This is a genomic window from Streptomyces paradoxus, from assembly GCF_014202475.1.
Taxonomy (GTDB): Bacteria; Actinomycetota; Actinomycetes; order Streptomycetales; family Streptomycetaceae; genus Streptomyces; species Streptomyces paradoxus.
Map to the genome: position 1 here is coordinate 189,935 of NZ_JACHGV010000008.1, position 21,753 is coordinate 211,687.

The window sequence follows — 21,753 nt, forward strand, 5'->3', positions numbered from 1 at the left end:
GCGCCCGGGCTGACTCCGTCGAGAACTTCGTCGTTCAGACGGCCACCACCCGACCGACGCAGCTCGGCAAGCCCTTCACCTGCTGGTCGATCCGCAAGCTCGCCGATCACCTGCGCAGGAACAGGCTCGGCCCGTCCGGATCGGTCGGGAGGCCCTGCGCTGCTTATTGGCCCGCCGCGCGATCTCTTTCCAGCGCACGAAAACCTGGAAGGAGTCCCCGGATGCGGACTGCGACGTTCCGCCGCACGCACCCGGTGCAGAATCCCGTCGATCACCTGCCGATGATCCCGCCACCTGCCACAACGCCTGTTGCTGACCGGCAGGAACGGCCGCAGCCGTTCCCACTCGGCTTCCGTCAGATCACCCCGCCCCATACCCCGGCCGACGAGCAAGACAGGCGATAGTCGCACTATCAGAAAGTAGAGTCCCGGTTCCTCTGCGGCGCACCGTAGTTGGCGGCCAGCTCGGCGGCGTAGGCGTTGGGAACGTGCCGGTTGCGGAAAACCTGCGGCAGCCAGGACCCCAACGCGCCGACCGCGTCGATGCACGGCCCGTACCGGACACGCCAATCGTGCCGAGCGACCTCGTCCGGGAAGCCTCGGACGACGGCGACCTCCGGGTCTCGTTCGCCCCAACAGCCCCAACGGCCGCCTCATGGTCTGGGGATCAGCTTCTTCACCTCGGAGGGCAGTTCGTTGCCCGAATAGACAGCGACGAACTTCACGTCGTCGGGTCTGTCACCGACGGCGATGGCGACCTTCGGAGAGATGCCGTCCACGGCGTAGGCGGTCTCCGTCGTGGACGGCTCGTCGCCCTTGTCCAGGTCGCCGGTGTCGTCACAGGGCGGTTGGGTCGCCGCACCGAGTTTGCCCCCGACCGTGAACCCCACGTTGGCGACATCCCGGTAGGTGCGCCCGTCATAGGTCACCTGGTAGATGCACGACGCCGAGTCCTCTGCACTGTTGTCCTCCGACGTGCAGGCGGCAAGTGACGCCGCTACAGCTGCCGTCAGCAGCGCGCTCACGGATCGCTTGGCCCAACTCATAAACGGCCTCCTCTGTAAATGCTGCGAAGGGCGAGGACGTCGCCCTTGCCGAGCGTCCTGGCCTTCGTCGTGCAGGTGAACGAGTCGGTGTACATGGTGAGGTTTTCGTGTCCCGAACCGACGTGTCCCAGTCCGAAGACGTGTGCGGCCTCATGAGTACCGACGGAGCGGATGTCGTATTTGTTCGAGCACCTGCTGGTTGGCTTATTTGTGAATTCGTGATCGCGGGTGTTGAAACGGACGTCGCCTCGCGGAAGTCGTTCTTGACGCCGGGCGCCGGCCAGGTCCATGAGCAGGCCACGGCGACGTGGTTGCCCTTGAGATCGCCCGCGTCCCAGGTGCTCAACTCGTCCCGGTCGGTGCACTGGGAGCTGCTGTTTGATGTCGGCCTGGTAGCTGGTTTCGGGCAGGAGGTTCGTCTCCGCGCCGACCGAGTCGCCCATTCCGCAGTTGTTGTGGCTGTCGGTGATGTTGTTGATGGCGTCATCGAACGCCCACTTGGCATCGGTGCGGGACAGTCCGCCGGGCATACCGCCGTCGCCGATGTACCGGTTGTATGTGCCGTACTCCTTGCGGTCCGCGGTGTTGTAGGCACCGTCGCTGCACGCGCCAGGTGAGCTCTGGGCATCGACATCCGCTACCTCGACGCCTTCCGCCTCGGAGTCGGACGCGTCGGCGTCCGTGCTGTCCGACTCCTGCGAGAGGCCCTGTGGTGTCGTGACCGGGTGGGCCAGCGAGTGAGGGACATCGGCGCCCACTGTGGAGGTGTCGGCGCTCGCCTCGGCCAGGTCGTAGGAGACCTTGCCATCTGAGGTGACTTCCATGGTGAATCCGTGGGTTTCACCGTCGGCGGTCAGTGCGTCGACGGTTACAGCCGTGCCGGGTTCGGGCACTGCTACGCCGGTGCCGTCATGCGTGACCACTCGCCCAACTGCGTCGCATAAGATCACCGACGAGCCAGGCGGGCAGGTCGCTGATGGTCAATTCTCCTTCGCCGAGCTCACAGACGTCTGGACCTGCCGTGGCCACGTTCGTGCTGCTGGCGACTGCTGACAGCGAAGCCGCCATTGCGACAGCCATGAGCGATCTGCCTCTGAGTCCTGACTTACGCCCAGTCACTCACCACCCCCTGGCGTACTCCCGTCGTAACGGGATCTGATCAACTTTCGGGAACCGTACCTGTCAAACGATCACCAGTTCTCCACATTTCAAGACGAATGATCGTCAGCGCATGATCCCGACCCGGGTCAGGAAGGTGACAGTTTGCGCTGGTCAGGGGCCACTTACTCTTCACTGCCGCGGGGACCGTCGCCTCTCACAGGACCTCAAGATCAGCAGTTCATGGCGGCACGACCGAATTCCGATTGAGCTTCCGCATCCTGCACCCTCGCTGCCGGACAGGGACTGCCGCGTGATCCATGATCCGCTCCCTGTGAGGCCAACTCGGCTCTTCGGCTCCATCCGCCCCACCGAGGCCAAGGCCCACGCTTTCTGATTCCGGATCAGGAACCTCAACACCTCCGACGAGGACAGGCCTTCAGACGGCTTGTTCCGCGCGTTCGTCGCACGACGTGCCAACGTTCATCGCACGTGCCATCTCCCGCCCGCGCATGGATCAAGCCCCGGGGCCTTGCAGGTGTGGCGGCCTGCCGAACTGGGACGGGGCAAGACCGGCCGACAGCACCGGCGGCTTGGCCGTCTCCACCTGCGTCTCCTGTTGCCGTCCCGCCCAGTCCTGCGCGCGACGGACCTCACACCATATGGCGGCCCACGGCGGGACGAGGATGATCTCGGCCGTCAGCATCAGCGAATGGGGCAGTTCTGTCCCTCGGCGGTGTGTCCCAGCACTGTGATGATCGGCGGGGCCGGTCTGGTTCAAGCACCAGTTCCCGGGAGGCAGACGCACGACCCCTACCTGCCCGTTGTCGCAGGTGAACGCCCGGGCCGCAGGTGACACGACAGCGCCCGTGGAGAGAGCCGAAGGGGTGGCGTCAGGTACGGATGGCCTCGTGTGCTGCGTCGATAAAGTCGATCCGAGCCCGGATGAGCTTGTCCCTGGCGCTGGCGAGGTCGGCGTTGGCGTGCTGGATGCCGTACGCATAGGGCGGGGTGAAGAGGTCGGTCATCCGCGGCACAAGCGTACGAGCCGGGGGAGTTGCGCCATGGCTTTCCTGCCGAGAGCCGCAAAGTGGGATGACCCGCGGCGGGCCACCGTACCGCCGAGCTCCTCCTCCGTGTTCTCGCCGCTCCTTCCAGGTGAAGTTGTGACGAATGGCCGCAATTGCGCTGAGCCAGCGGGGCCACTGCTGAGGCGTTCTTCCCCGGGGCTGCATCGCTCAGGAATCACGGCCTTGATGCCGCGCTTGAGCAGGTAGGAGCGGATCTTCGTGGACGAGTAACCCTTGTCAGCGACGACCCGCTCGGGTCGGGTCCTGGGCCGACCGGGCCCGCGCCGGCTGACGCTGATGCGGGCCATGACCTGCTCGAACTGGGTGCAGTCGTTGACGTTCCCGCCGGTGATCGTGAAGGCCAGCGGCTTGCCTTGGCCGTCGCAGGCGAGGTGGATCTTCGTGGTCAGCCCACCGCGGGACCGGCCGATCGCCTCACCCGGCCAGAGCCCCCTTTTCGGGCCCCGGACGCATGCTGGTGAGCCCGTACGGTCGTGGAGTCCACACAGACCACGGTCCAGTCGACAGCACCCACGGCATCGGAGTGCTGCTGGACGTGGGCCAGGAGCCGGTCCCAGGTGCCGTCGGCCGACCAGCGGCGGTAGCGTTCGTAAACCGTCTTCCACGGGCCGTGGCGTTCAGGCAGGTCCCGCCAGGCCGCGCCCGTGGACAGCTTCCACAGGATGCCGTTGACCACCTGACGGCGATCCCGCACCGGACGGCCCATCCGCGGCGGAGCCAACAACGGCTCGATCACCGCCCACGACTCATCAGTCAGCTCATGACGACGCACCACGAACAGGCCAACGCACCAACCCACTTTGCGGACACGGCCCAGGGCTGGGTCGCGGCCTGCCGCACGTCCGGTCACGGCCGGAGCCGGGCCGCCAAGCCCTCGAAGTAGCTGCGGTGGACGCCGACGAGGTCCACCTGCTCGGGGTCGAGCAGCCACAACAGGTGTGCCCCCTCGATGAACGCGGCCGTCTCCGTCGCCAGGACCGCCGGGTCGAGGCCGGGCCGGGCCGAGCCGTCGGCGACGGCGCGTGTGAACAGGTCGGAAAGATGGGTCCGCAGCGCCCGGCCACGGTCCCGGAACCAGGTGTGCAGGACGGAGCCGGGGCGCAGGTTCTCCGCGGTGAGGGTGGTGTGCAGCGCGGCCAACTGGCCATCCGTGGCGGCGGTGTGCCCGGCGTCCCGGATGAACCAGTCGAACGCCTGGTCAAGGGTGGGTTCGGCCCCGGCCGGGATGGACAACCGCTGCAGGGCGCGCCGGTCGGCTTCCTCCAGGACGGCCTGCACCAGGCCGTCCTTGCTGCCGAAGTGGTGGATGAGGGCCGAGGGCGTCGCGCCGGCGCGCTCGGCGATCGCGGCGACTCCGGTGCCCCGCACCCCCTGACGCGCGAACAGTTCGATCGCGGCGTCCACCATGGCGCGTCGGCGCTCCACGCCTCGCTTCTGCACCTGCCCCTTGACTCCTGCCATGCGATCAGGTTGCCCGGACAGGGTCCGTGGCGTCCAACCCGGACCTGAGGTAAATCCGGTGCGCGTCATGCCCGGAACCATTATCTTGAACGACCATGCAGGAAAATGAACTCAAGAACCAGTACCTGACGGGCGACGAGCGGATCGTCCGGGCGAACGGCGTAGAGCTGTGGGCAGAAGGATTCGGCGATCCGGGCCACCCGACGGTGCTGCTCGTGATGGGCGCACAGGCGCAGGGCGTGCAATGGAACGACGGCATCGTCCGCCGGCTGGTCGACGGGAACCGGCGGGTCATCCGCTACGACCACCGCGACACCGGACGCTCCTCCACCGTCGACTTCACCACCCACCCCTACACCGTCGCCGACCTGGCCTCCGACGCACTGGCCGTCCTCGACGCGTTCGGGGTCGTACAGGCTCACCTGGTGGGCGCATCCCTCGGTGGTGTGATCGCCCAGCGGCTGGCCGTCACCCACGCTCCCCGGGTCCTGACCCTGACGAGCCTGTCGTCCCAGCCGCTCGGTACGGACACGGTGTCAGCGGTGCAACGAGCCCTGCAGGGCGAGTCTCCGCTCCCCGGAGAACTGCCCCCACCCCGCCCCGAACTGCTGGCCGCGCTCACCACGACCTTCCCCCGTCCGGACGCGGACCTGGAGGAGTACCTCGCCGTCCGCGAGCCGCTCTGGCGCCTCCTGCACGGAGGGGTGCTGCCGTTCGACGAGGGCGAGTACCGCGCGATGGAACAGCGGGTATACGAACGGGCGCGGGATCTGACGGCGGGGCTCAACCACACGCTCGCCGGGGCAGCCGGCTCCGGTTCCACGGCCGACCTCGCCACGGTCACCGCACCGACGCTGGTGCTGCACGGCACGGAGGACCCGATGTTCCCGCCCGTCCACGCCGAGGCCACCGCCGCCGCCGTCCCCGGCGCCCGTCTGGTCATGATCGAGGGCATGGGGCACACCCTGCCCAGGTCCCTGGACGACCGGCTGGCCGCCGAGATCCTGCACCACACATCAGGAGCGCACGCCTAAAACACATGCGCAGTGGGGTCGGCCGACGTTAGGGTCGGCGCGACGCGAGGCATCCACGAGGAGCTGAGACATGGTCGGTCGTCCGAGCGCGCGTTGACGTTGTCGGCCGTGACCGGCCTGTCATCGCGTGCTGCCCTTGATGTAGCGGCACAGCGAGCCTCCTCCTGCCCGAACCGCCGACGCGCCCTTCCGCGCCCGGTGCCGGGTCTCGTCGTCGGTACCCCAAGGGATTCCCGTGCCGTCCGCTTCCTCGGATTCCTCTCCGTCTGTTCCGTCCAGCCTGTGGCGGGACGTCGACTTCCGCCGGCTCTGGCTGGGGCAGACGGCCTCCCAACTCGGTGAACACGCAAGCCTGGTGATCCTGCCGCTCCTGGCCGTCCTGACACTCGACGCCACCGCCGGCCAGCTGGGCGTCCTCCGAGCGGTGGGGCAGGCGCCGACCCTGGTGCTCGCGCTCTTCGCCGGTGCGTGGGTGGACAGGTGGCGCACCCGTACGACGATGGTGCTCACCGATGCCGGCCGGGCCCTGGCCCTCGGCGCTGTGGCCCTGGCCGGACTCTCCGGCCGGCTCGGCATGCCCGGCCTGGTCGCGCTCGCCTGCGCCGTCGGGGCCCTGTCGGTCTTCTTCGACGTGGCGTACCAGGCGTCTGTCGTACGGCTGGTGGAGCGCGACCGACTCGTGCGCGGCAACAGCGCGCTCGAAGGCAGCCGGTCCGCGGCGCAGATCGGCGGCCCCGCTCTCGGCGGTGCGCTGGTGTCCCTGCTGTCGGCACCGATCGCCGCTGCCTCGAGCGCGCTGTTCTTCGCGCTGTCGTTCCTGTCGATCCGGAGGATCCGCCGAGCCGAGCCGGTCCCGGAGCGCCCGGAACATCAACCGCGGGTCCGGCACCGGATCGTTGACGGACTGCGTTTCGTCGCCGGGGACACCCGCCTCCGTGCCGTGGGCCTGGCCTCGGCCGCGTTCCAGTTCTCCTTCGCGGCCGTGATGACCGTCTACCTGCTGTTCCTGCCGCGGGAACTGCACCTGTCGGGCGTCGTCGTGGGGCTGATACTCGCCGCGGCGGGGCCGGGCGCGCTCCTGGGCTCGCTGCTGGCCGCCCGGCTGCCGGGCCGGTTCGGCCACGGCCCGGTCCTCGTGTGCGCGGCGGCACTCGGCGACGGTGTCTTCCTGTGGGTGCCCGCGCTGAACGGCTCATCCGCGCTGACGGTTCCCGCGCTGCTCGTGACCGGCTTCGTGTTCGGGTTCGGCGGCCAGTTGGTGAATGTCACGATCATGGCCGTACGCCAGGCCGTCACTCCGGACGGGATGCAGGGCCGCGCGGCCGCCACGATCACCTTCGCCGGTATGGGGCTGGCCCCGCTCGGTTCCCTGTTCGGCGGATTCCTCGCGGGGGAGTGGGGGCTGCGCACCGCCCTGCTGGTGGCGGCCGCGGGCATGATGCTGTCCCCGGTGGTGATGGCCTTCTCCCCGCTCGCCCGCCTGGGACGGCGGCTTCCGGCCCCGCACGGCGAGCCGCGCGGAGGCTGATCTTCTCGGCCGGAGCCGGTACCTGTGGAAGGGTGGAAGGGTGAGGAACGACCCATCCGACCGGGCACGCGTGGAGCTTCGTACCGCTCGCTCCGGGGCCGTACGGTCCGGTCGCGCACGGCGCCCTCCCGGCGCGTCCTCTGGCTGTTCGCAGGCCGCGTGCCGCATCGTGAACGGGTTGCTGACCTGCAGGGAGACCGCCGCGGACGTCTGCCGGGGCAGACGGGTGCGCCGGTGAGGTCGACAGGCCTAAGGGGCGAATGTGATGAGCCGAGCGAAGCAGCCTCCGGAGGGGGCGGGCGAACCGGAGAAGGCGGCATCGGACCCGAGCGGGCTGATGGACCTGCTGGGCGTCGCCGCGGTGCTGGTGGAGGCCGACGGCCGGATCGACATGTGGAGCCCCCAGGCCGAGGAACTGTTCGGCTACACCGGTGTCGAAGCGGTCGGGCAGTACGCGGCCACCCTGCTTCTCCGTCCCGAGCACCGCGAGGCGGGGAAGGGACTGTTCGCGGAGGTGATGGCGACCGGACGGGGCTGGGCGGGGCCCTTCCCTGTCCGGCTCAAGGACGGCAGCATCCGGACGATTGAGTTCCGCAACATACGGCTGACGGACAGCCTCGGCGATCACTACGCGCTGGGGCTCGCCACCGACCGGGCCACGGTGCGGCAGGTGGAGCGCAATGTGGCCCTGTCCAGCCAGCTGGTCACCCAGGCGCCGATCGGCTTGGCCGTCCTGGACACCCGGTTGCGGTACGTGGCCGTCAACGGGGCCCTCGCCTCGATGCACGGCGTCCCCGAGGCCGACCACATGGGCCGCCACTTCCGGGAGATCCTGCCGGGCGCGCCCTTCACGACCACGGAGAACCAGATGCGAGAGGTTCTTCAGACCGGCCTGCCCCTGGTGGACGAGCAGGTGGTGGGCCGTACCCGCGCCGACCCGGACCACGACCACGCCTGGGCCGTGTCGCTCTACCGGCTGGAGGACCACGGCGGACACGTGCTGGGCATCGCCAACGTGGTGGTGGACGTCACCGACCGGTACGAAGCAGCCAGGCAGGCCGACCGGGCCCAGCAGCGTCTGCGCCTGATGGCCGACGGCTCGGCCCGCATCGGGACCACCCTGGAGGTGGAGCGGACCGCCCAGGAGCTGGCGGACGTCCTGGTGCCCGACCTGGCCGACATGATCGCGGTGGACATCCTGGACTCCGTCCTGCGGACGGGCCGCCCGGACCGCGGCGAGGGCCCGGCACTGTTCCGCGCCCTGGCGGTGAAGACCGCCTACCCCACCGCCGCCTCAGAGGCGCTCATCGCGCCCGGCCACCTCACCACCTACCACGCGGACCACCCGGTGGCACACTGCTTCCGCACCCGCAAGCCCCTGCTGATCACCCACCTCGACAGCGGCGAGCTCAGCCGTATCGCAGCCGACGAGGCCGCCGCCGGCCTGCTCGCCGAAGCCGGGGTCCACACCGACATGGCCGTCCCCCTCATCGCGCGCGGACAGATCATCGGCGTGATGGGCCTGGCCCGCGCGCGCAACCCCCAGCCCTTCGACGAGGACGATCTCACCCTCGCCTCGGAACTGGCCTCCTCCGCCGCGCTGAGCATCGACAACGCCATCCTGCACCAGCACATCCGCAGTGCCGCCGAAACCCTGCAGCGCAGCCTGCTGCCCCAGCCCTCGCCCCGCCGCCCCGGCCTGGAGATCGCCGCCCGGTACCGGCCCGCGCAGGCCTTCAGCGAGGTCGGCGGCGACTGGTACGACGTCATCCCCCTCAGCGGCGACCGGACCGCCCTGGCGGTGGGCGACGTCATGGGCAGCGGCATCCCGGCCGCCACCGCCATGGGCCGGCTGCGCACCGCCACCTCCACCCTCGCCGACCTCGACCTCGCCCCGAGCCGGATCCTCACCCACCTCGACAAGATCACACAGGGCCTGGACCCCTACATCGCCACGTGCGTGTACGCGGTCTACGACCCGCACCACTCCCGCCTGCACGTCGCCTGCGCCGGCCACCTGCCCCCGGTACTGGTGAGGGCCGGCAGACCGCCCGAACTGCTCGACCTGCCCACCGGCACCCCGCTGGGAGTCGGCAGCGGCCCCTTCGAGACCACCGCCCTCACCATGAACCCCGGCGACCAGCTCGTCCTGTACACCGACGGCCTGGTGGAGACCCGCGACGATCCCATCGACCAGCGCCTGCACGACCTCCTGCGCCTGCTGTCCCCGCCCTGCCGCTCCGCCGAGGAGACCTGCGACCGGCTGCTCCGGCGACTGCGCGGTCCCACCGACCACGACGACGTCGCGCTGCTCATCGCCCACGCACAGCCCCTTGCAGAGCACTGACGACGGCATCTGCTCCCGAACGCCGACGTTCCCGCGATTCGCTGGTGTGTGCGAAGCCGCCTGCGGTGTTATTCAATGAGGTGTGTGGTCAGGGAGCTCGGGGCCCCGACCGCACGGGTCCGGACACGGCCCCGGCACCGCGCCGGGGATTGCTGAGAGAGCCGCATGGACTCCACACCCTCGCCCTCGTCCTCCTCGGCGTTCGACCTGGTCAGCCGCGCCCTTGGGCGTTACATCCCGCAGGGCGGAGCGGCAGGCGCCGACCCGCGGGACGACCGCCCCACGCGCCCGCAGGTGCCCGACAACCCGGAGGCGGGCCGTCAGGAGCAGATCCTCGGCGCGGTCAACCTGGACCGGGACCTGATCATCACCCGCTGCAATCTGGAAGCCCCCGTGTTCGCGGGCCTGCACGCCCCGCCCGGGCGGCCGTTCGTCGATCTCCTGCCGCCCGGGGACGTGCCGACGGTGACACGGCGGTTGCGGCAGGTCGTGGAGAGCGGTGAGGCGCATGTCGCCCGCATCCAGCGCCTGCGGCGCGGCGACGGGTCGGAGCTCGTGGTCTCGATGAGCATCCTGCCCTCCGCGGCGCCGGAGGGCGGCCTGACGGTCTCCGTGATCGCCATGGCCAGGCGGCTGCACCTCTACGCCGCCGAGACGGCGATCGGCACCTCGCTGGACATCGGTGAGACCGCGCAGTCGCTGGCGGAGTCCTTGCTGGCCTGGGGAGACGTGGCAGCAGTGGACCTCGACTTCGCCGTGTGGACCGGGGAGGGAGTCTCCGGCAGGGCGCACGGGCGGATCCGGCTGCGGCGGGCGGCCCTGGTACCGGACCGGGTGTGGCCCGAGGGCTACACGACGCCGGGCGACGATCTCCCCGGCGACGCGAGTCGTCTGCTGGCGCAGGCGGTGCTGCGCGACGATGCTCCGCAGACCATCGTCATACCCGACGGTGAGGCGGTCGAGCGGGTCTTCGGCAGCCCACGCGTGGCGCGTGCCCTGGTGCCGGGTGACCTGTCGGCGGGTGTGGCGTGCATACCGCTCGTCCTCGACAGCGCGCCGCCCGTCGTCCTGGGGGTGGCGGAGGTCTGGCGGCGGGCGGACTGCCCCTTCCGCGACAGCGAGCTGTTCGACCTGCAGGAGCTGGTGGCCAGAACCGCCCACCATGTCGACCTCGCCCGTCAGCATCAGCGCGAGCACACGCAGGTCCTGGCCTTGCAGCGCCGGCTCCTGCCCCGGGCGGGCGACGACACCATCGAAATCGCCAGCGTCTACCAGCCCGCCACCCCCGACAGCGCGGGCGTCGGCGGTGACTGGGTGAACAGCTTCCCGCTGCCCGACGGGCGTACCGCGCTGGTGGTCGGGGACGTCGTGGGGCACGGGCTGGGAGCCGCGGCGACCATGGGCCAGCTGAGCATGGAGGCCCGCGCCCTGCTGTCCGCCGGGCTCGCGCCCGACCAGGTGCTGGAGCACCTGGACGAGACCGTGACGGTGCTGGACGACGCGGAGGCCGGGCTGGCGGCCGGTTACAGCGCCCTGGGCTCGACCTGCTGCATCGCCCTCTACGACCCGGTCGGTCACCACATGACGCTGTCCAGCGCCGGCCACCTCCCCCCGATCCTGGTCTCCCCGGACGGGCGGGCGGGCCCGCTCGCGATCCGCCCCCACCCCGGCCTGGGAGCCGAGTTCGCGCTTCGGGAGCCGTTCGACGTGTACACCGTCGGCGTGCCCCCGGGCTCCGTGCTCGCCCTCTACACCGACGGCCTGGTGGAGGACCCCGCCCTGTCGATCGACGAGGGCATGGGCAGGCTGGCGGACGCGGTGGCCTCGGTGCATCCCTGGGACACCCTGCAGCGGGCCGCCCGGCACGTCGTCTCCGCACTGGCGCCCGCGCCACAGCGGGACGACGTGACGCTGCTGCTCGCACGCATGATCGGCTACCGCAAGGAGGACACGGCGACCTGGCGGCTGGCCGCCCGCGACGACGCCCCGGCCCGGGCCCGCGAGCACGTCTCCGCGCTGCTGCGGCAGTGGCGCACCAGGGACGACACCCGGTACAACGCGATGCTGCTGGTCAGCGAGCTGGTCACCAACTCGGTGCGCCACGCCACCGGCCCCATCACGGTGCGGCTGATCAGGTCCGGGCACGGCCTGCTGTGCGAGGTGGGGGACACCGGCAACGGCAGGCCACGGCTGAAGCGTGCCGACCTGCTCGACGACGGTGGTCGTGGCCTGAGCGTCGTGCACCGGCTCACCACCCGGTGGGGGGTGCGGTGGACGGACCCCGGCAAGGTCGTCTGGGCGGAAGTGGCCCGGTGACGCGGCACGCGTCGTTCCCTCGAGAGGTCTACAGCCACTGCCCTTCCAGAGCGGTGGCGGTGAGCCCCGGCGCCGCCGCGTACAGAACGGCGCGATTGCCGGGCTTCTGCAGCCCCGCGTCGTGCGCCCGCCGCAGGATGTCGAAGACGGCCGCGCCTCCGCGGTTGCCGCTGGTGTAGCTGTCCCGGCTGTAGTCGAGGAGCCCCGGCGGCCACGTGTCGGGCATCGTCTGCTCCATGTACTCCAGCACCCGGGTGCCGCCGGGGTGCGCGAGCAGCACGTCGGGATGCCAGGCGTCCGGGTCGTCCTGGTACCGGGCGCGCAGCCACTCCCACATCGCGGTGACCGTCTCCTGCACGGCCCGCGGCCCGCGCCGGTCCATCACGAAGTGGGTGCCGTCCGCCCGTGTCTCCAGGCGGTGCAGGTCCTGGGTGCCGGGCAGGGTGTGATGCCAGGCGGCGTCCAGCCGCAGCACCGACTCGGGCCTCGGGCGGCCCGTGACCACCGCGGCCACGGCGGTGTCGGCGAACAGCAGCCGGACGATCAGGGACTCCAGCGTGTCGTCCGCGGGCTGGTAGGTCGTGCTCAGCGCCTCCGAGATGACGACCAGGACCACCCGGTCGGGGTCGGCGGCCACGAGGTCCGCGGCCAGGGCCAGTGAGCGGGTCCCCGCTATGCAGGCCCACTGCGTGGCCGGCAGCAGCATCACGTCGCTGCGGAGCTCCAGCCTGTTGGCCAGGGTCAGGTCCAGGCCCGGCAGTGCCGGAGTGGTGGAGTGACTGGTGATCAGACAGTCGACGTCCGCGGTGTCGAGTCCGGCTGTCTGCAGGGCCCCGCGCGCCGCGCGCTCTCCGTAGGCCTGCACGGCCTCCCAGGCCGGCGCGGTGCGCTCCTGGACGGTCTGCGGCGCGGGTATGGACTCCAGGGCGGCGACCACGCGCTCCACGTCCTGCTGGTTGAACCCGCCTCGTGTCAGCGCCTGTTGAGTGGGCTCGACGCCGACAGCCCGCAGGCCGTTGCCCTTGCCGGGCGCGACGGCGGTCTCCAGTGGCAGCATCCAGCCACGGGTCTCGATGCCGGTGCTCGCCGCGATGCCGTCGATCCGCCGCGCCCACGCCGCATCGGGGTGCCGGTCACGCACCTCCGCCACGATCTCACTGGTCTTCACGGCATGCTGGCCGTGTATCACGGCAGGCGGGCAGAGGTAAGCGGCCATGATGGGGCACCTTCCAGAGGGGATGGGGAGAATGTCACGAGTGCTGTGTCATGGGTCACTTTGGAACTCAGCGCCCAAGAGGATGCCGGTGCGCTCCACTTCGGGTTCCGGTGTCCGTTTCGAGCATGGAGGCCAAAGGGACATTTCCGCTGTGATGCAGACAACTTAGGTGCACTTTGGTCGATGTGGCACGGCTCACGTCCGAACCGGTTCCAGCTTGCTGCGGAAGTGGCGGAGAAGCGGGGGCTGTTCGACCAGGCGGTAGCCCGGGATCCGCTCCTTGTCCTTGACCGTGGCGGCCAGGACCTCGCCGACATGGTTCAGGTGGCTCAGCCCGTACGTCCCGCAACCGCGAGGCGGTCGCCCAGCTGTGCCTGCGGCTCGACGGCATTCCGCTCGCCATCGAACTCGCGGCGGTACGCCTGAGCGCGATGACGGCCGAGGAGATCCTGGAACGCCTCGACGACCGGTTCCGGCTGCTGTCCGTGCCGCGACCGCACAGGTCGGCCCGCTACCACCACACCCTGCGCGGCATCGTCGACTGGAGCTACGACCTGTGCACCGCAGGCGAACGGCTGCTCTGGAACCGGCTGTCCGTGTTCTCCGGCGGCTTCGACCTGGAGGCGGCCGAATCGGTCTGCGCGGGCGAGGGAGTGGAGCGGGAGGACGTGCTCGACCTGCTGGCCGGGCTCGTCGACAAGTCGATCGTCGCGGTCAACAGTTCCGGCGACCGGGCCAGATACAGCCTGCTGGAGACCATTCGCCAGTACGGGCAGCAACGGCTCCGGGAGGAACGAGGCACGGCACGGCTGCGTGTGCGGCACAGCGAGTTCTACCGGCTGACCGCCGTACGGGCCGGCCAGACATGGTGCGGGCCGCGTGAAGTGGACTGGCTGATCCGGCTGCGCACCGAACTGCCCAACCTCCGCACCGCCCTCGACCACTGCGCGAGCAGCAACGACCTCGCGGTGGCCGGCGTGGAGATCGCCGTCAACCTGGCCCGCACGCGATGCTGGTTCTTCAGCAGCACGCTCGGGGAGGGCCGGCACTGGCTGGAACGGCTCCTCGCCACCGAACCAGGTGTACGGGACGCACCGGGCATCGCGGCCTCGGGCACGCCGACACTGATCGCCGGCGCGCTGGCGATGAAGGCGTGGATCGCGCTCTGCCAGGGGGACAACCCCGCGGCTGGGACGTTCCTGGCCGAATGCCGTGCCGTGGCCCGGGAACTGCCGGACGGTTCGTCGGCCGCGCCGGTGACGTACATCGAGGGGGCGCACGCGATGCTCGTCCGAGGTGACCCGGCCAGCAGCTCGCTGCTGGCCGAGGCGCGGGACCGGTTCCGTGCCTCCGGGCAGGTCGGCGACGCCCACATGGCGACGATGCTGTGGGCGATGGCAGAGGCGTTCTTCGGTACCCGCGCCTCGGCCTCGGCGGCTCGCGACGTGTACGTGGCCGAGGCCGAGGCGAGCGGAGCCGAATGGGCCCGCACCTGGGCCCAGTGGTGCACGGGCCTCGTGGAGTTGCGGCACGGCGAAGCGGAGAAGGCCTTGGCTCCCCTGCAGCAGGCCCTGGCGCGACAACAGGCGATCGGGGACAGCTGGGGGCCGGTGTGGGGCCTGGAGACCCTGGCCTGGGCGGTGGCGGCCACCGGTGACTGCACCCGGGCGGCGTGGCTCCTGGGCGCGGCTCAGCGCATGCGGCAGGACACGGGGGTGGCGCTGATCGGCCTGCGCCCGTTCCACGAGGCGCACCTCACCGCGGAGAGACGGGTGCGGGCATCCCTGGACGCCGAGCGGTACACGGCGGCCTGGTCCCGGGGCGCCTCGGCCGAGGAAGCGCCGCGACAGGCGCGCGGGGAGAGGACGTTCCGAGGGGAGCCGACACGCACCCGAACGGGTGGTTCCCCCACTCCGACGGCGTAGGACGACGCCTCACGCGGGGCGGCGGCAGCGGCCCGCGCCGGAAGCTCCATGAAGCCGCGCGCCCGAATCCGGACTGCCTCCCTCACCTCCGCACCACTCCTCGGCCCGGGAGCCCCTCATGTCCCGTACGAACCCTCCCCGCGTGAGCGTGATCATCCCCGCGTACAACGCGATGCCGGAGCTGACGAAGTGCGTCACGTCCGTGATGGAGCAGACGCTCGGACTGGACGAGATCGAGATCATCGCGGTCGACGACGGCTCCACCGACGGCACCGGAAGCGAACTGGAGCGCCTCGCGGGGACCTGCTCCAGCCTCCGCGTCGTCCACCGGCCCAACAGCGGAGGGGCCGGGATTCCCCGCAACACCGGCCTGGACATGGCCGGCGGTGACTACGTCTTCTTCCTCGACTCCGACGACTACCTCGGCCCGGACGCCCTGCGCCGCATGGTGACGATGGCGGACGAGAACCGCACCGACGTGGTCCTCGGCAAGATGGTGTCGGTCGGCGGACGGGCCGTGCCGACGGCCGTCTTCTCGTGCAACCAGCCCCGGACGGACATCTTCTCCTCCGCCGCCTATCGAACCCTCGGCTGCTGGAAGCTGTTCCGGCGCTCGCTGATCGAACGGCTGGGCCTGAGGTTTCCGCCCTACCGCAACTGCGAGGACAAGCCGTTCACCGCCGCCGCCTACCTCAACGCCGACGGCATCTCCGTGGTCGCCGACTACGACTGCTACTACTCCCGCAACCGCCAGAACGGCAACAACCTCACCCTCACCGCCGCCGACCTCGTCCACCGCATGGACGGCACCCGACTGTGCTTCGAAACGGTCGCCCGCTACCTGGAACCCGGCCCGCGCCAGGACCGGATCATGCGCCGCCACGTGGAGTGGGAGCTGTGCGGGCCCCTGCGTGCGCTGCTGCCCCGGGAGAGCGAACAGCGGGCACGGGAGTACTTCTACCCGCAGTTCCGGGACTGGGCACGGACCTATGTGAGCGACGGCGTCTTCCAGCTGATCGCCCCGCCGGACCGGCTGATCGTCCACCTCCTGCGCGCGGACCGCTTCGAGGACCTCATGACGGTGGCTCGGAACGCCACGGCCGACGCGGAGCGCGGCACCATCGTCGACAAGGGCCGCGTCTACTGGTCCCACCCCTTCTTCCGCAACCCCGCGAAGGCGGTCCCGGACGTCTGCTTCGACGTCACGGACCGCCTCCCCGTCCACCACGAACTGACCGAAGCGGTTTGGACGGGCGACGGCGACGTGCTCCGGCTCCGGGGCCACGCCCGCATCGAGTCGCTGGGCCCCCTCCAGTCCAGCACCGCACTGATCCTGCGCCCGAGCGGCTTCCGCCACCCGGACATCCGGGTACCCGCGACCGTCGGCACAGCTCCGCAGCACGGCGACGGCGCGGCGGCCGGCTTCACCGTCGACGTCGACCTCGGCACCGTGGACGCGGGCGCCCCGCTCGGCAGCGGCCGGTGGGACTTCTACCTGGATGTACGCGCCCAGGGAGTCAGCCGAACCGTCAGGCTCCGGCAGACCGGGACGGACACGGACGGCCGGAGGACCGCTCCACCCCGGCGGGAGATGTCAACCGGCTCCCGGCACGGCCACGAGCCCCCCACCGCACGCCCCTTCTTCTCCCCCCACGGCAACCTCCACCTGGACATCCGGCGAACCGAGCCCGGGCCGGCATGCCTCGTGACCGCAATCGCCTGGGACACCCTCGCACCCGCCACACTCGTCGTCAGTGGACGCCTGACCGGCGAAGCCGCACGCCACCCCGAACCCGTCGCCCTGCGCGCCGAAGAGGACGCGGGCCCGGTCCGTGAGGTGCCCCTGTTGTACACACCGCACGGCAGCCGCACCTTCACCGCCCGCATGCCGGTCAGGGACCTGCGGCCAGGACGCTGGACGCTGACCCTCCGCACGACGGACCCGGAAAGACCCGTTCCCGTCCCGACCCCGAAGGGACTGTCCGGCACCCGCTGGTATCGCGCCGCCCGGCTCGGTCGCCCCTACTACGCCAAACCGCTCGCCGGCAGCCCGAAACGACCCCTGGTGCTGCGCGTGGCGCCGGTCAGGCTGGCCGCTGCCCTCCGTCGACGACTCGGCTGACGGCAATGCCCAGCCGGTGGGCGACGCCGCCGAGGGCTGTGCCGAGCGGGAGGGACACCCTCGCGAGGGCGTACTGGTCGCCGCGGGTCTGATCCCGGTTGACGATCAGCACCGGCTTCCCGGCCTGGGCCGCCTGGCGGACGAAGCGGAGCCCGGACATCACCGTCAACGAGGAGCCCAGCACCAGCAGCGAGGTCGCCCCACGGACCAGCTCGCGGCAGTGCTCGACGCGCTGCGGCGGAACCGATTCGCCGAAGAACACGACGTCCGGTTTGAGAGTGCCGCCGCAGCTCGTGCAGGGAACCACGCGGAAGCCCGCGACCTGGTCGTCCGTGAGGTCGGCGTCACCGTCCGGGTTGATCCCCGCGGCCACGGGCGCGAACCCCGGGTTGGCCTCCTCCAGCCGCCGGGCGAGTTCGCGGCGTGGGCTGAAGGCGCCGCAGGAGAGGCACACGACCCGGGCCAGGGTTCCGTGGAGTTCCACGGCGTCCTCGCTGCCGGCGGCCTGGTGCAGACCGTCCACGTTCTGGGTGATGACGCCCGAGAGCAGGCCGTGCCGGCCGAAGGCGGCGACGGCCAGGTGCCCGGCGTTGGGACGGGCCCGGCCGAAGGTGCGCCAGCCGAGGTGGCTGCGCGCCCAGTACCGGCGCCGGGCCTGGGCGCTCGCGGTGAAGTCCTGGTAGGTCATCGGAGTGTGCCGGCTGAGGCTCCCGCCCTCGCCCCGGTAGTCGGGGATGCCCGACTCCGTGGAGATGCCCGCTCCGCTGAGCACCAGCACCCCACCGGTGCTCAGCGCCTCGGCGACCGGCCCCGGATCCGAGGTGGCCGGCGGCAGGTCCTCGGAGGGGGTCCAGCTCAGGGTGGGACGCATGCGCATGCCGCCAGGGTACGAAAGGACACCCCGCAGGGGGGACTGCACGGCCATCGCGGAGGGCCGTAGCGAAACCGCCGCTCCCGACCGCGCCTGAGCCGATATCAGGCCGAGACGTTTGCAGGGGCCGGATCGGCGTACCCGATGTCTTAACACAATCCTTATACGACGAAGCGGAGACGGACATGGGCATCATTGCTTGGATCATCATCGGGCTGCTCGCCGGCGTGATCGCCAAGGCCTTGATGCCGGGCAAGGACCCCGGCGGCATCATCATCACCATGCTCATCGGCATCGTCGGCGGTCTGCTCGGTGGCTGGCTGGGCAAGGTCATCTTCGGCGTGGACTCCATCGACGGCTTCTTCGACCTGTCCACGTGGATCGCCGCGGTCGTCGGCTCCCTCATCCTGCTCGCCCTCTACCGCGTCGTCACCGGCAACCGGCGCTCGCACCGCCACGCGTGACCCGTCGGAGGCTGACACTCCGGACGCACCGTGACGGCTCCGTCCCCTGCGCGCAGGGGACGGAGCCGTCACGGTGCGTCCGGAGCACATTCAACAGGGGCGGCGCCACGCCCCGAGTTCCGGTTCCTTCAGCATCGACGAAAGCCCCAGCCGGCGGGACTCGGCACAGAAACGGCTCCGCGGCTCGGTGTACTCCACGTGGAACACCGCCTTGCCTGCCGCGATGAACGGGGAGAGCTTGCCGCACTCGTCGTACTGGGCGCACTCCTCGTTGACCGCGAAGTCGAAGTGGCCGACGAGCTGGGGGACCTGGGGCAGGTCGTTCTTCAGTCCCACCGACAGTCCGCGCTCGTGGGCGATGGCCGCGATCATACGGTTGTACCTGAGCTGGTCGCGTGCCGTGAGCGGGAAGCCGGTGTCGTTGCCGTATCCCTCCACCAGATCGGGTTCCACCGCGTCGAAGCCCTTGTCGCGGCACATGTCGAATCGGCGTTCCATGATCGGTCGCAGGACGGTCAGCTGCCGGATGTCCAGCCACCGTTCGCCCGCCCACCCGTTGGGCTGGCCGAGCACCGAGCTGGGGAAGGCGTCCTGGTCCGGCCGGAAATCCTCCCACGCACCCACGTTGACGTAACAGATGACCTTCTTCCCCGCGCGGTGCAGCCGGGCCACGTCCGCGGCGGAGTTCTCGAATCCGTCGATGTCGTAGACGGGCACATCGGCCGAGGCGTCGACCCTGCCGTCGAGTTGCCACTGCCAGGCCAGGCCCGGACGGGGCTTCCACACGGCACGGGAGGGCGATGTCGTCCCCCGGGCGTCGGCGGGTGGTTGCGCGCCGCCGGAACAGCCCACCAGCGCGGTCAGCAGGACCGCACAGGCAAGGGCCGTCCTCTTCACCGCTGCCCCCCGCTGAGGGCGGGCGTCAACCGGGCCCACGGGTTGGGGGGTTCGCCCGTCACCGGCCCGCTGACCGCCGCTCCGCGCTCGTGCGCGGTGCGCACGGCGAGGGGAACGAGCGCCTCGGGCACGCCGTAGACGAGGTGGCACAGCCGCTCGGGCGGGTGCCGTGCGGTCCATGCCGGCCTGCTGAAGGCGGAGACGTACGTCGACCAGTGGCCCTCGAAGGTGACGGTCAGGTCGGCGAGGCGGGCGTATCCCGGGGCCGGATGGACCCCGGGGTTCAGGACGACCGTCCCCGCACCCAGCCGGCGTACCGCCCGTACCAGGCGTCGGCAGGCCGGCAGCCCGTCCGCGGTCGCCGTCACCCGGTCAAGGAAGCAGCCGTCCGCCGCGTACCACTCCCGGTGCCGGCGCACGTCCTCGGCGATGTCCGCGGGGTCGCGCACCCCGTAGTCCGTGTCGGCGTAGCCCAGCAGACGCGCCCCGGCGGCCCGCAGCGCACCGGCCGCGGCGGTGAACGCCGGGTCGGGGACCTCGCCAGGACCGCTCGCCGGGTTGAGGACGACCCCGTAGGTGCGGGGCGCGGCGGTGATCAGCCGGTGCCAGGCGCCCGGGTCCTCGGCCGGATGGACGTACAGCGGAATCAGCAGGTTCACGGGGTGCGGCCGCCTTCCCACAGCGCGGCCAGCGCGTCGTCGAGGGTGTGGGCCGGACGCCAGCCCAGGGCCCGCTCGGCGGCGGCGATGTCGGAGCACTGCCACGACACCGGCGCGGAGCGGGCCGAGCCGGCCGTGGTCTCCTCGATCCGGCCCCGGAAGCCGGCCAGGCCGGCCAGGCCGCGCACCAGGTCACGCACCGGAACGGCCCGGCCTCCGCCGATGTTGAGGACGGGCGGCAGCGGGCCCGGGGCCGTGGCCGCGAGTGCCGCCGCCCGTGCTACGTCCCGCACGTCGACGAAGTCGCGGTGGGCGGACAGGTCGCCGAGCCGCAGCACCGCCTCCGGGCCGGGGCCGGACGCGCGCAGCAGTGCGGCGATCCGGCCGGGCAGCCCGGAGGACGGCGCCCCGGGCCCCACCGGATTGCCCACCCGCAGCACCACCGCGTCCAGGCCGGAGGCGGTGACCGCGGCCGTGCCCGCGAGCTTGGTCGCGCCGTAGGGGCCGACGGGGTGGGTGGCCGCCGACTCGGTCACCGGGGTGCCCGGCGTGCCGGGGCCGTACTCGGCGGCCGAGCCCAGGTGCACCAGCCGGGCCGCCGGGGCCGCCTCGCGCAGTGCGGCGCACAGCACCGCGGGGCCGCGGGCGTTGACCTCGGCGAGCGTGACGGCGTCACCGCCGGTCGCCCCCGCGCAGTTGATCACTGTGTCGGGCGCGGCTGACGCGAGAACCTTCGTCAGCTGCTCCGGGCGGACGCGGGCGAGATCGACGTCGAGGTCGGCGGCCGCGGACCGGCCGCCGCCGAGGACCAGCGCGCCCGGCAGGGCGCGCAGCCGCTCGACGACGTGGGCGCCGAGATAGCCGGTGAAGCCCAGGACGAGAATGCGCATGACGTGCTCAGGCTCCCTTGAGCAGCAGCGACTTGCGGGTGGTGAACTCCGCGTTGGCCCGGTCGTAGTCGTCCGGGCGGCCGATGTCCAGCCAGTACCCGTCGAACTCGTAGGCGTGCGGCTGGTTCTGCGTTCTGAGCAGATCGAGCACCAACTCGTCGAAGCCCAGGGGCAGCCCGGGCGTGTAGCCCTCCAGCGTGGCGCGGGACAGGCCGTAGACACCCATGGAGACGCGGTAGTCCATGCTCGGCTTCTCGGTGAACGCCACGACCTTGCTGGAGTCGGTGGTCAGCACCCCGAAGTCGATGTGCACCTTGCGGGCGTACGTCGCGATGGTCAGCGGGGCTCCGGACGCGCGGTGCCGGCGCAGGACGTCGGCGTAGTCGAGGTCGGTGAGGACGTCGCCGTTCATGACCAGGAAGGTCTCGGGCAGCCGGTGGCGCAGATTCAGCAGCGGGCCCATGGTGCCCAGGGGGCTGTCCTCGGTGGCGTAGTCGACGCTCAGGCCCCATTGGGACCCGTCGCCGACGTAGGCACGGATGATCTCGCCGAGGTGGCCGATGGCGATGGTGCAGGTGGTGAAGCCGGCCGTGGACAGCTGGCGCAGCACGATCTCCAGGATGGCGTGCTGGTCGCCGATGGGCACGAGCGGCTTGGGCAGCGCGGTGGTGTACGGCCGCAGCCGGACGCCCTTGCCTCCCGCCAGGATCACTGCGTGCATGGGGGCTCCTCCTTCGAAACGCTTCGTGGACGTGCGCAGACGTGACGGACGAGATCCGCTGTGCGGTG

The 21,753-nt window shown here is 71.0% G+C and carries 17 protein-coding genes and 2 pseudogenes; 8 read left to right on the forward strand and 11 right to left on the reverse strand.

Annotated elements, in window-relative coordinates:
• Positions 1 to 20 precede the first annotated feature (20 nt).
• Positions 21 to 235: pseudogene (locus tag HNR57_RS39710) on the forward strand (IS630 family transposase); the annotation flags it as partial.
• 417 nt (positions 236 to 652) lie between these two features.
• On the opposite strand, the gene HNR57_RS25760 reads toward HNR57_RS39710, so the two are convergent.
• The 5 genes and pseudogenes from HNR57_RS25760 to HNR57_RS25775 form a co-directional block, all read right to left on the reverse strand.
• Positions 653 to 1,045: a DUF6281 family protein gene (locus HNR57_RS25760; protein WP_184563341.1), complete on the reverse strand. Its 393-nt coding sequence runs from the start codon at positions 1,043 to 1,045 to the stop codon at positions 653 to 655.
• The gene (locus HNR57_RS40620) at positions 1,042 to 1,968 is read right to left on the reverse strand and encodes a matrixin family metalloprotease (protein WP_313674735.1); all 927 of its coding nucleotides are present in this window, start codon (positions 1,966 to 1,968) and stop codon (positions 1,042 to 1,044) included. The genes HNR57_RS25760 and HNR57_RS40620 overlap by 4 nt, the downstream gene beginning before the upstream one ends.
• Positions 1,969 to 3,036: 1,068 nt before the next feature.
• The gene (locus HNR57_RS40345) at positions 3,037 to 3,171 is read right to left on the reverse strand and encodes a hypothetical protein (RefSeq protein ID WP_281403913.1); all 135 of its coding nucleotides are present in this window, start codon (positions 3,169 to 3,171) and stop codon (positions 3,037 to 3,039) included.
• A 164-nt stretch (positions 3,172 to 3,335) separates the two neighbouring features.
• Positions 3,336 to 4,009 (reverse strand): annotated as a pseudogene (locus HNR57_RS25770) (IS5 family transposase); the annotation flags it as partial.
• Positions 4,010 to 4,080: 71 nt separating this feature from the next.
• Entirely contained in the window at positions 4,081 to 4,695 is a 615-nt protein-coding gene (locus HNR57_RS25775; protein WP_184563343.1) for a TetR/AcrR family transcriptional regulator, read from the reverse strand.
• A 95-nt stretch (positions 4,696 to 4,790) separates the two neighbouring features.
• Between HNR57_RS25775 and HNR57_RS25780 the strand changes: the two genes are divergently transcribed.
• From HNR57_RS25780 to HNR57_RS25795, 4 genes are all read left to right on the forward strand, one after another.
• Complete coding sequence (locus HNR57_RS25780; RefSeq protein ID WP_184563345.1) at positions 4,791 to 5,729, forward strand: alpha/beta fold hydrolase; 939 nt, start codon at positions 4,791 to 4,793, stop codon at positions 5,727 to 5,729.
• Positions 5,730 to 5,964: 235 nt separating this feature from the next.
• Positions 5,965 to 7,257, forward strand: a complete 1,293-nt coding sequence (locus tag HNR57_RS25785) for an MFS transporter (protein WP_184563347.1) — start codon at positions 5,965 to 5,967, stop codon at positions 7,255 to 7,257.
• A 265-nt stretch (positions 7,258 to 7,522) separates the two neighbouring features.
• Complete coding sequence (locus HNR57_RS25790; RefSeq protein ID WP_184563349.1) at positions 7,523 to 9,604, forward strand: SpoIIE family protein phosphatase; 2,082 nt, start codon at positions 7,523 to 7,525, stop codon at positions 9,602 to 9,604.
• 165 nt (positions 9,605 to 9,769) lie between these two features.
• Entirely contained in the window at positions 9,770 to 11,920 is a 2,151-nt protein-coding gene (locus HNR57_RS25795; RefSeq protein WP_184563351.1) for an ATP-binding SpoIIE family protein phosphatase, read from the forward strand.
• Between the two features lie 28 nt (positions 11,921 to 11,948).
• On the opposite strand, the gene HNR57_RS25800 is transcribed toward HNR57_RS25795, so the two are convergent.
• Positions 11,949 to 13,136, reverse strand: a complete 1,188-nt coding sequence (locus HNR57_RS25800) for a beta-ketoacyl-[acyl-carrier-protein] synthase family protein (protein ID WP_184563353.1) — start codon at positions 13,134 to 13,136, stop codon at positions 11,949 to 11,951.
• A gap of 431 nt (positions 13,137 to 13,567) precedes the next feature.
• Here HNR57_RS25800 and HNR57_RS25805 point away from each other — a divergent pair, with 431 nt between their 5' ends.
• Entirely contained in the window at positions 13,568 to 15,061 is a 1,494-nt protein-coding gene (locus HNR57_RS25805) for an ATP-binding protein (RefSeq protein WP_184563355.1), read from the forward strand.
• Between the two features lie 142 nt (positions 15,062 to 15,203).
• Positions 15,204 to 17,183, forward strand: coding sequence for a glycosyltransferase family 2 protein (locus HNR57_RS25810; protein ID WP_313674741.1), 1,980 nt, complete (start codon positions 15,204 to 15,206; stop codon positions 17,181 to 17,183).
• Here the strand turns inward: HNR57_RS25810 and HNR57_RS25815 are convergent.
• Positions 17,146 to 18,060: an NAD-dependent protein deacetylase gene (locus tag HNR57_RS25815; RefSeq protein ID WP_184563359.1), complete on the reverse strand. Its 915-nt coding sequence runs from the start codon at positions 18,058 to 18,060 to the stop codon at positions 17,146 to 17,148. The genes HNR57_RS25810 and HNR57_RS25815 overlap by 38 nt on opposite strands.
• A gap of 179 nt (positions 18,061 to 18,239) precedes the next feature.
• On the opposite strand from HNR57_RS25815, the gene HNR57_RS25820 reads away from it, so the two are divergent.
• Positions 18,240 to 18,518 (forward strand): GlsB/YeaQ/YmgE family stress response membrane protein, encoded by a 279-nt coding sequence (locus tag HNR57_RS25820; RefSeq protein WP_184563361.1) that lies wholly within the window; start codon positions 18,240 to 18,242, stop codon positions 18,516 to 18,518.
• A 90-nt stretch (positions 18,519 to 18,608) separates the two neighbouring features.
• Here HNR57_RS25820 and HNR57_RS25825 read toward each other — a convergent pair whose 3' ends face one another.
• The 4 genes from HNR57_RS25825 to HNR57_RS25840 are packed head-to-tail and all read right to left on the reverse strand — an operon-like array spanning position 18,609 to position 21,685.
• The gene (locus tag HNR57_RS25825) at positions 18,609 to 19,415 is read right to left on the reverse strand and encodes an endo alpha-1,4 polygalactosaminidase (protein ID WP_184563363.1); all 807 of its coding nucleotides are present in this window, start codon (positions 19,413 to 19,415) and stop codon (positions 18,609 to 18,611) included.
• Entirely contained in the window at positions 19,412 to 20,074 is a 663-nt protein-coding gene (locus HNR57_RS25830; protein ID WP_184563365.1) for a spherulation-specific family 4 protein, read from the reverse strand. The genes HNR57_RS25825 and HNR57_RS25830 overlap by 4 nt, the downstream gene beginning before the upstream one ends.
• Positions 20,071 to 20,964: an NAD-dependent epimerase/dehydratase family protein gene (locus tag HNR57_RS25835; RefSeq protein WP_184563367.1), complete on the reverse strand. Its 894-nt coding sequence runs from the start codon at positions 20,962 to 20,964 to the stop codon at positions 20,071 to 20,073. Before HNR57_RS25835 ends, HNR57_RS25830 begins: the two co-directional genes overlap by 4 nt.
• Before the next feature lie 7 nt (positions 20,965 to 20,971).
• Complete coding sequence (locus HNR57_RS25840; protein ID WP_184563369.1) at positions 20,972 to 21,685, reverse strand: nucleotidyltransferase family protein; 714 nt, start codon at positions 21,683 to 21,685, stop codon at positions 20,972 to 20,974.
• Between the last annotated feature and the right edge of the window lie 68 nt (positions 21,686 to 21,753).

Coding starts and splice junctions, on each gene's coding strand:
- HNR57_RS25760 (WP_184563341.1), bottom strand. CDS start 1,045: ATGAGTTGGGCCAAGCGATCCGTGAGCGCGCTGCTGACGGCAGCTGTA.
- HNR57_RS40345 (WP_281403913.1), bottom strand. CDS start 3,171: ATGACCGACCTCTTCACCCCGCCCTATGCGTACGGCATCCAGCACGCC.
- HNR57_RS25775 (WP_184563343.1), bottom strand. CDS start 4,695: ATGGCAGGAGTCAAGGGGCAGGTGCAGAAGCGAGGCGTGGAGCGCCGA.
- HNR57_RS25780 (WP_184563345.1), top strand. CDS start 4,791: ATGCAGGAAAATGAACTCAAGAACCAGTACCTGACGGGCGACGAGCGG.
- HNR57_RS25790 (WP_184563349.1), top strand. CDS start 7,523: ATGAGCCGAGCGAAGCAGCCTCCGGAGGGGGCGGGCGAACCGGAGAAG.
- HNR57_RS25795 (WP_184563351.1), top strand. CDS start 9,770: ATGGACTCCACACCCTCGCCCTCGTCCTCCTCGGCGTTCGACCTGGTC.
- HNR57_RS25800 (WP_184563353.1), bottom strand. CDS start 13,136: ATGGCCGCTTACCTCTGCCCGCCTGCCGTGATACACGGCCAGCATGCC.
- HNR57_RS25805 (WP_184563355.1), top strand. CDS start 13,568: ATGACGGCCGAGGAGATCCTGGAACGCCTCGACGACCGGTTCCGGCTG.
- HNR57_RS25815 (WP_184563359.1), bottom strand. CDS start 18,060: ATGCGCATGCGTCCCACCCTGAGCTGGACCCCCTCCGAGGACCTGCCG.
- HNR57_RS25820 (WP_184563361.1), top strand. CDS start 18,240: ATGGGCATCATTGCTTGGATCATCATCGGGCTGCTCGCCGGCGTGATC.
- HNR57_RS25835 (WP_184563367.1), bottom strand. CDS start 20,964: ATGCGCATTCTCGTCCTGGGCTTCACCGGCTATCTCGGCGCCCACGTC.
- HNR57_RS25840 (WP_184563369.1), bottom strand. CDS start 21,685: ATGCACGCAGTGATCCTGGCGGGAGGCAAGGGCGTCCGGCTGCGGCCG.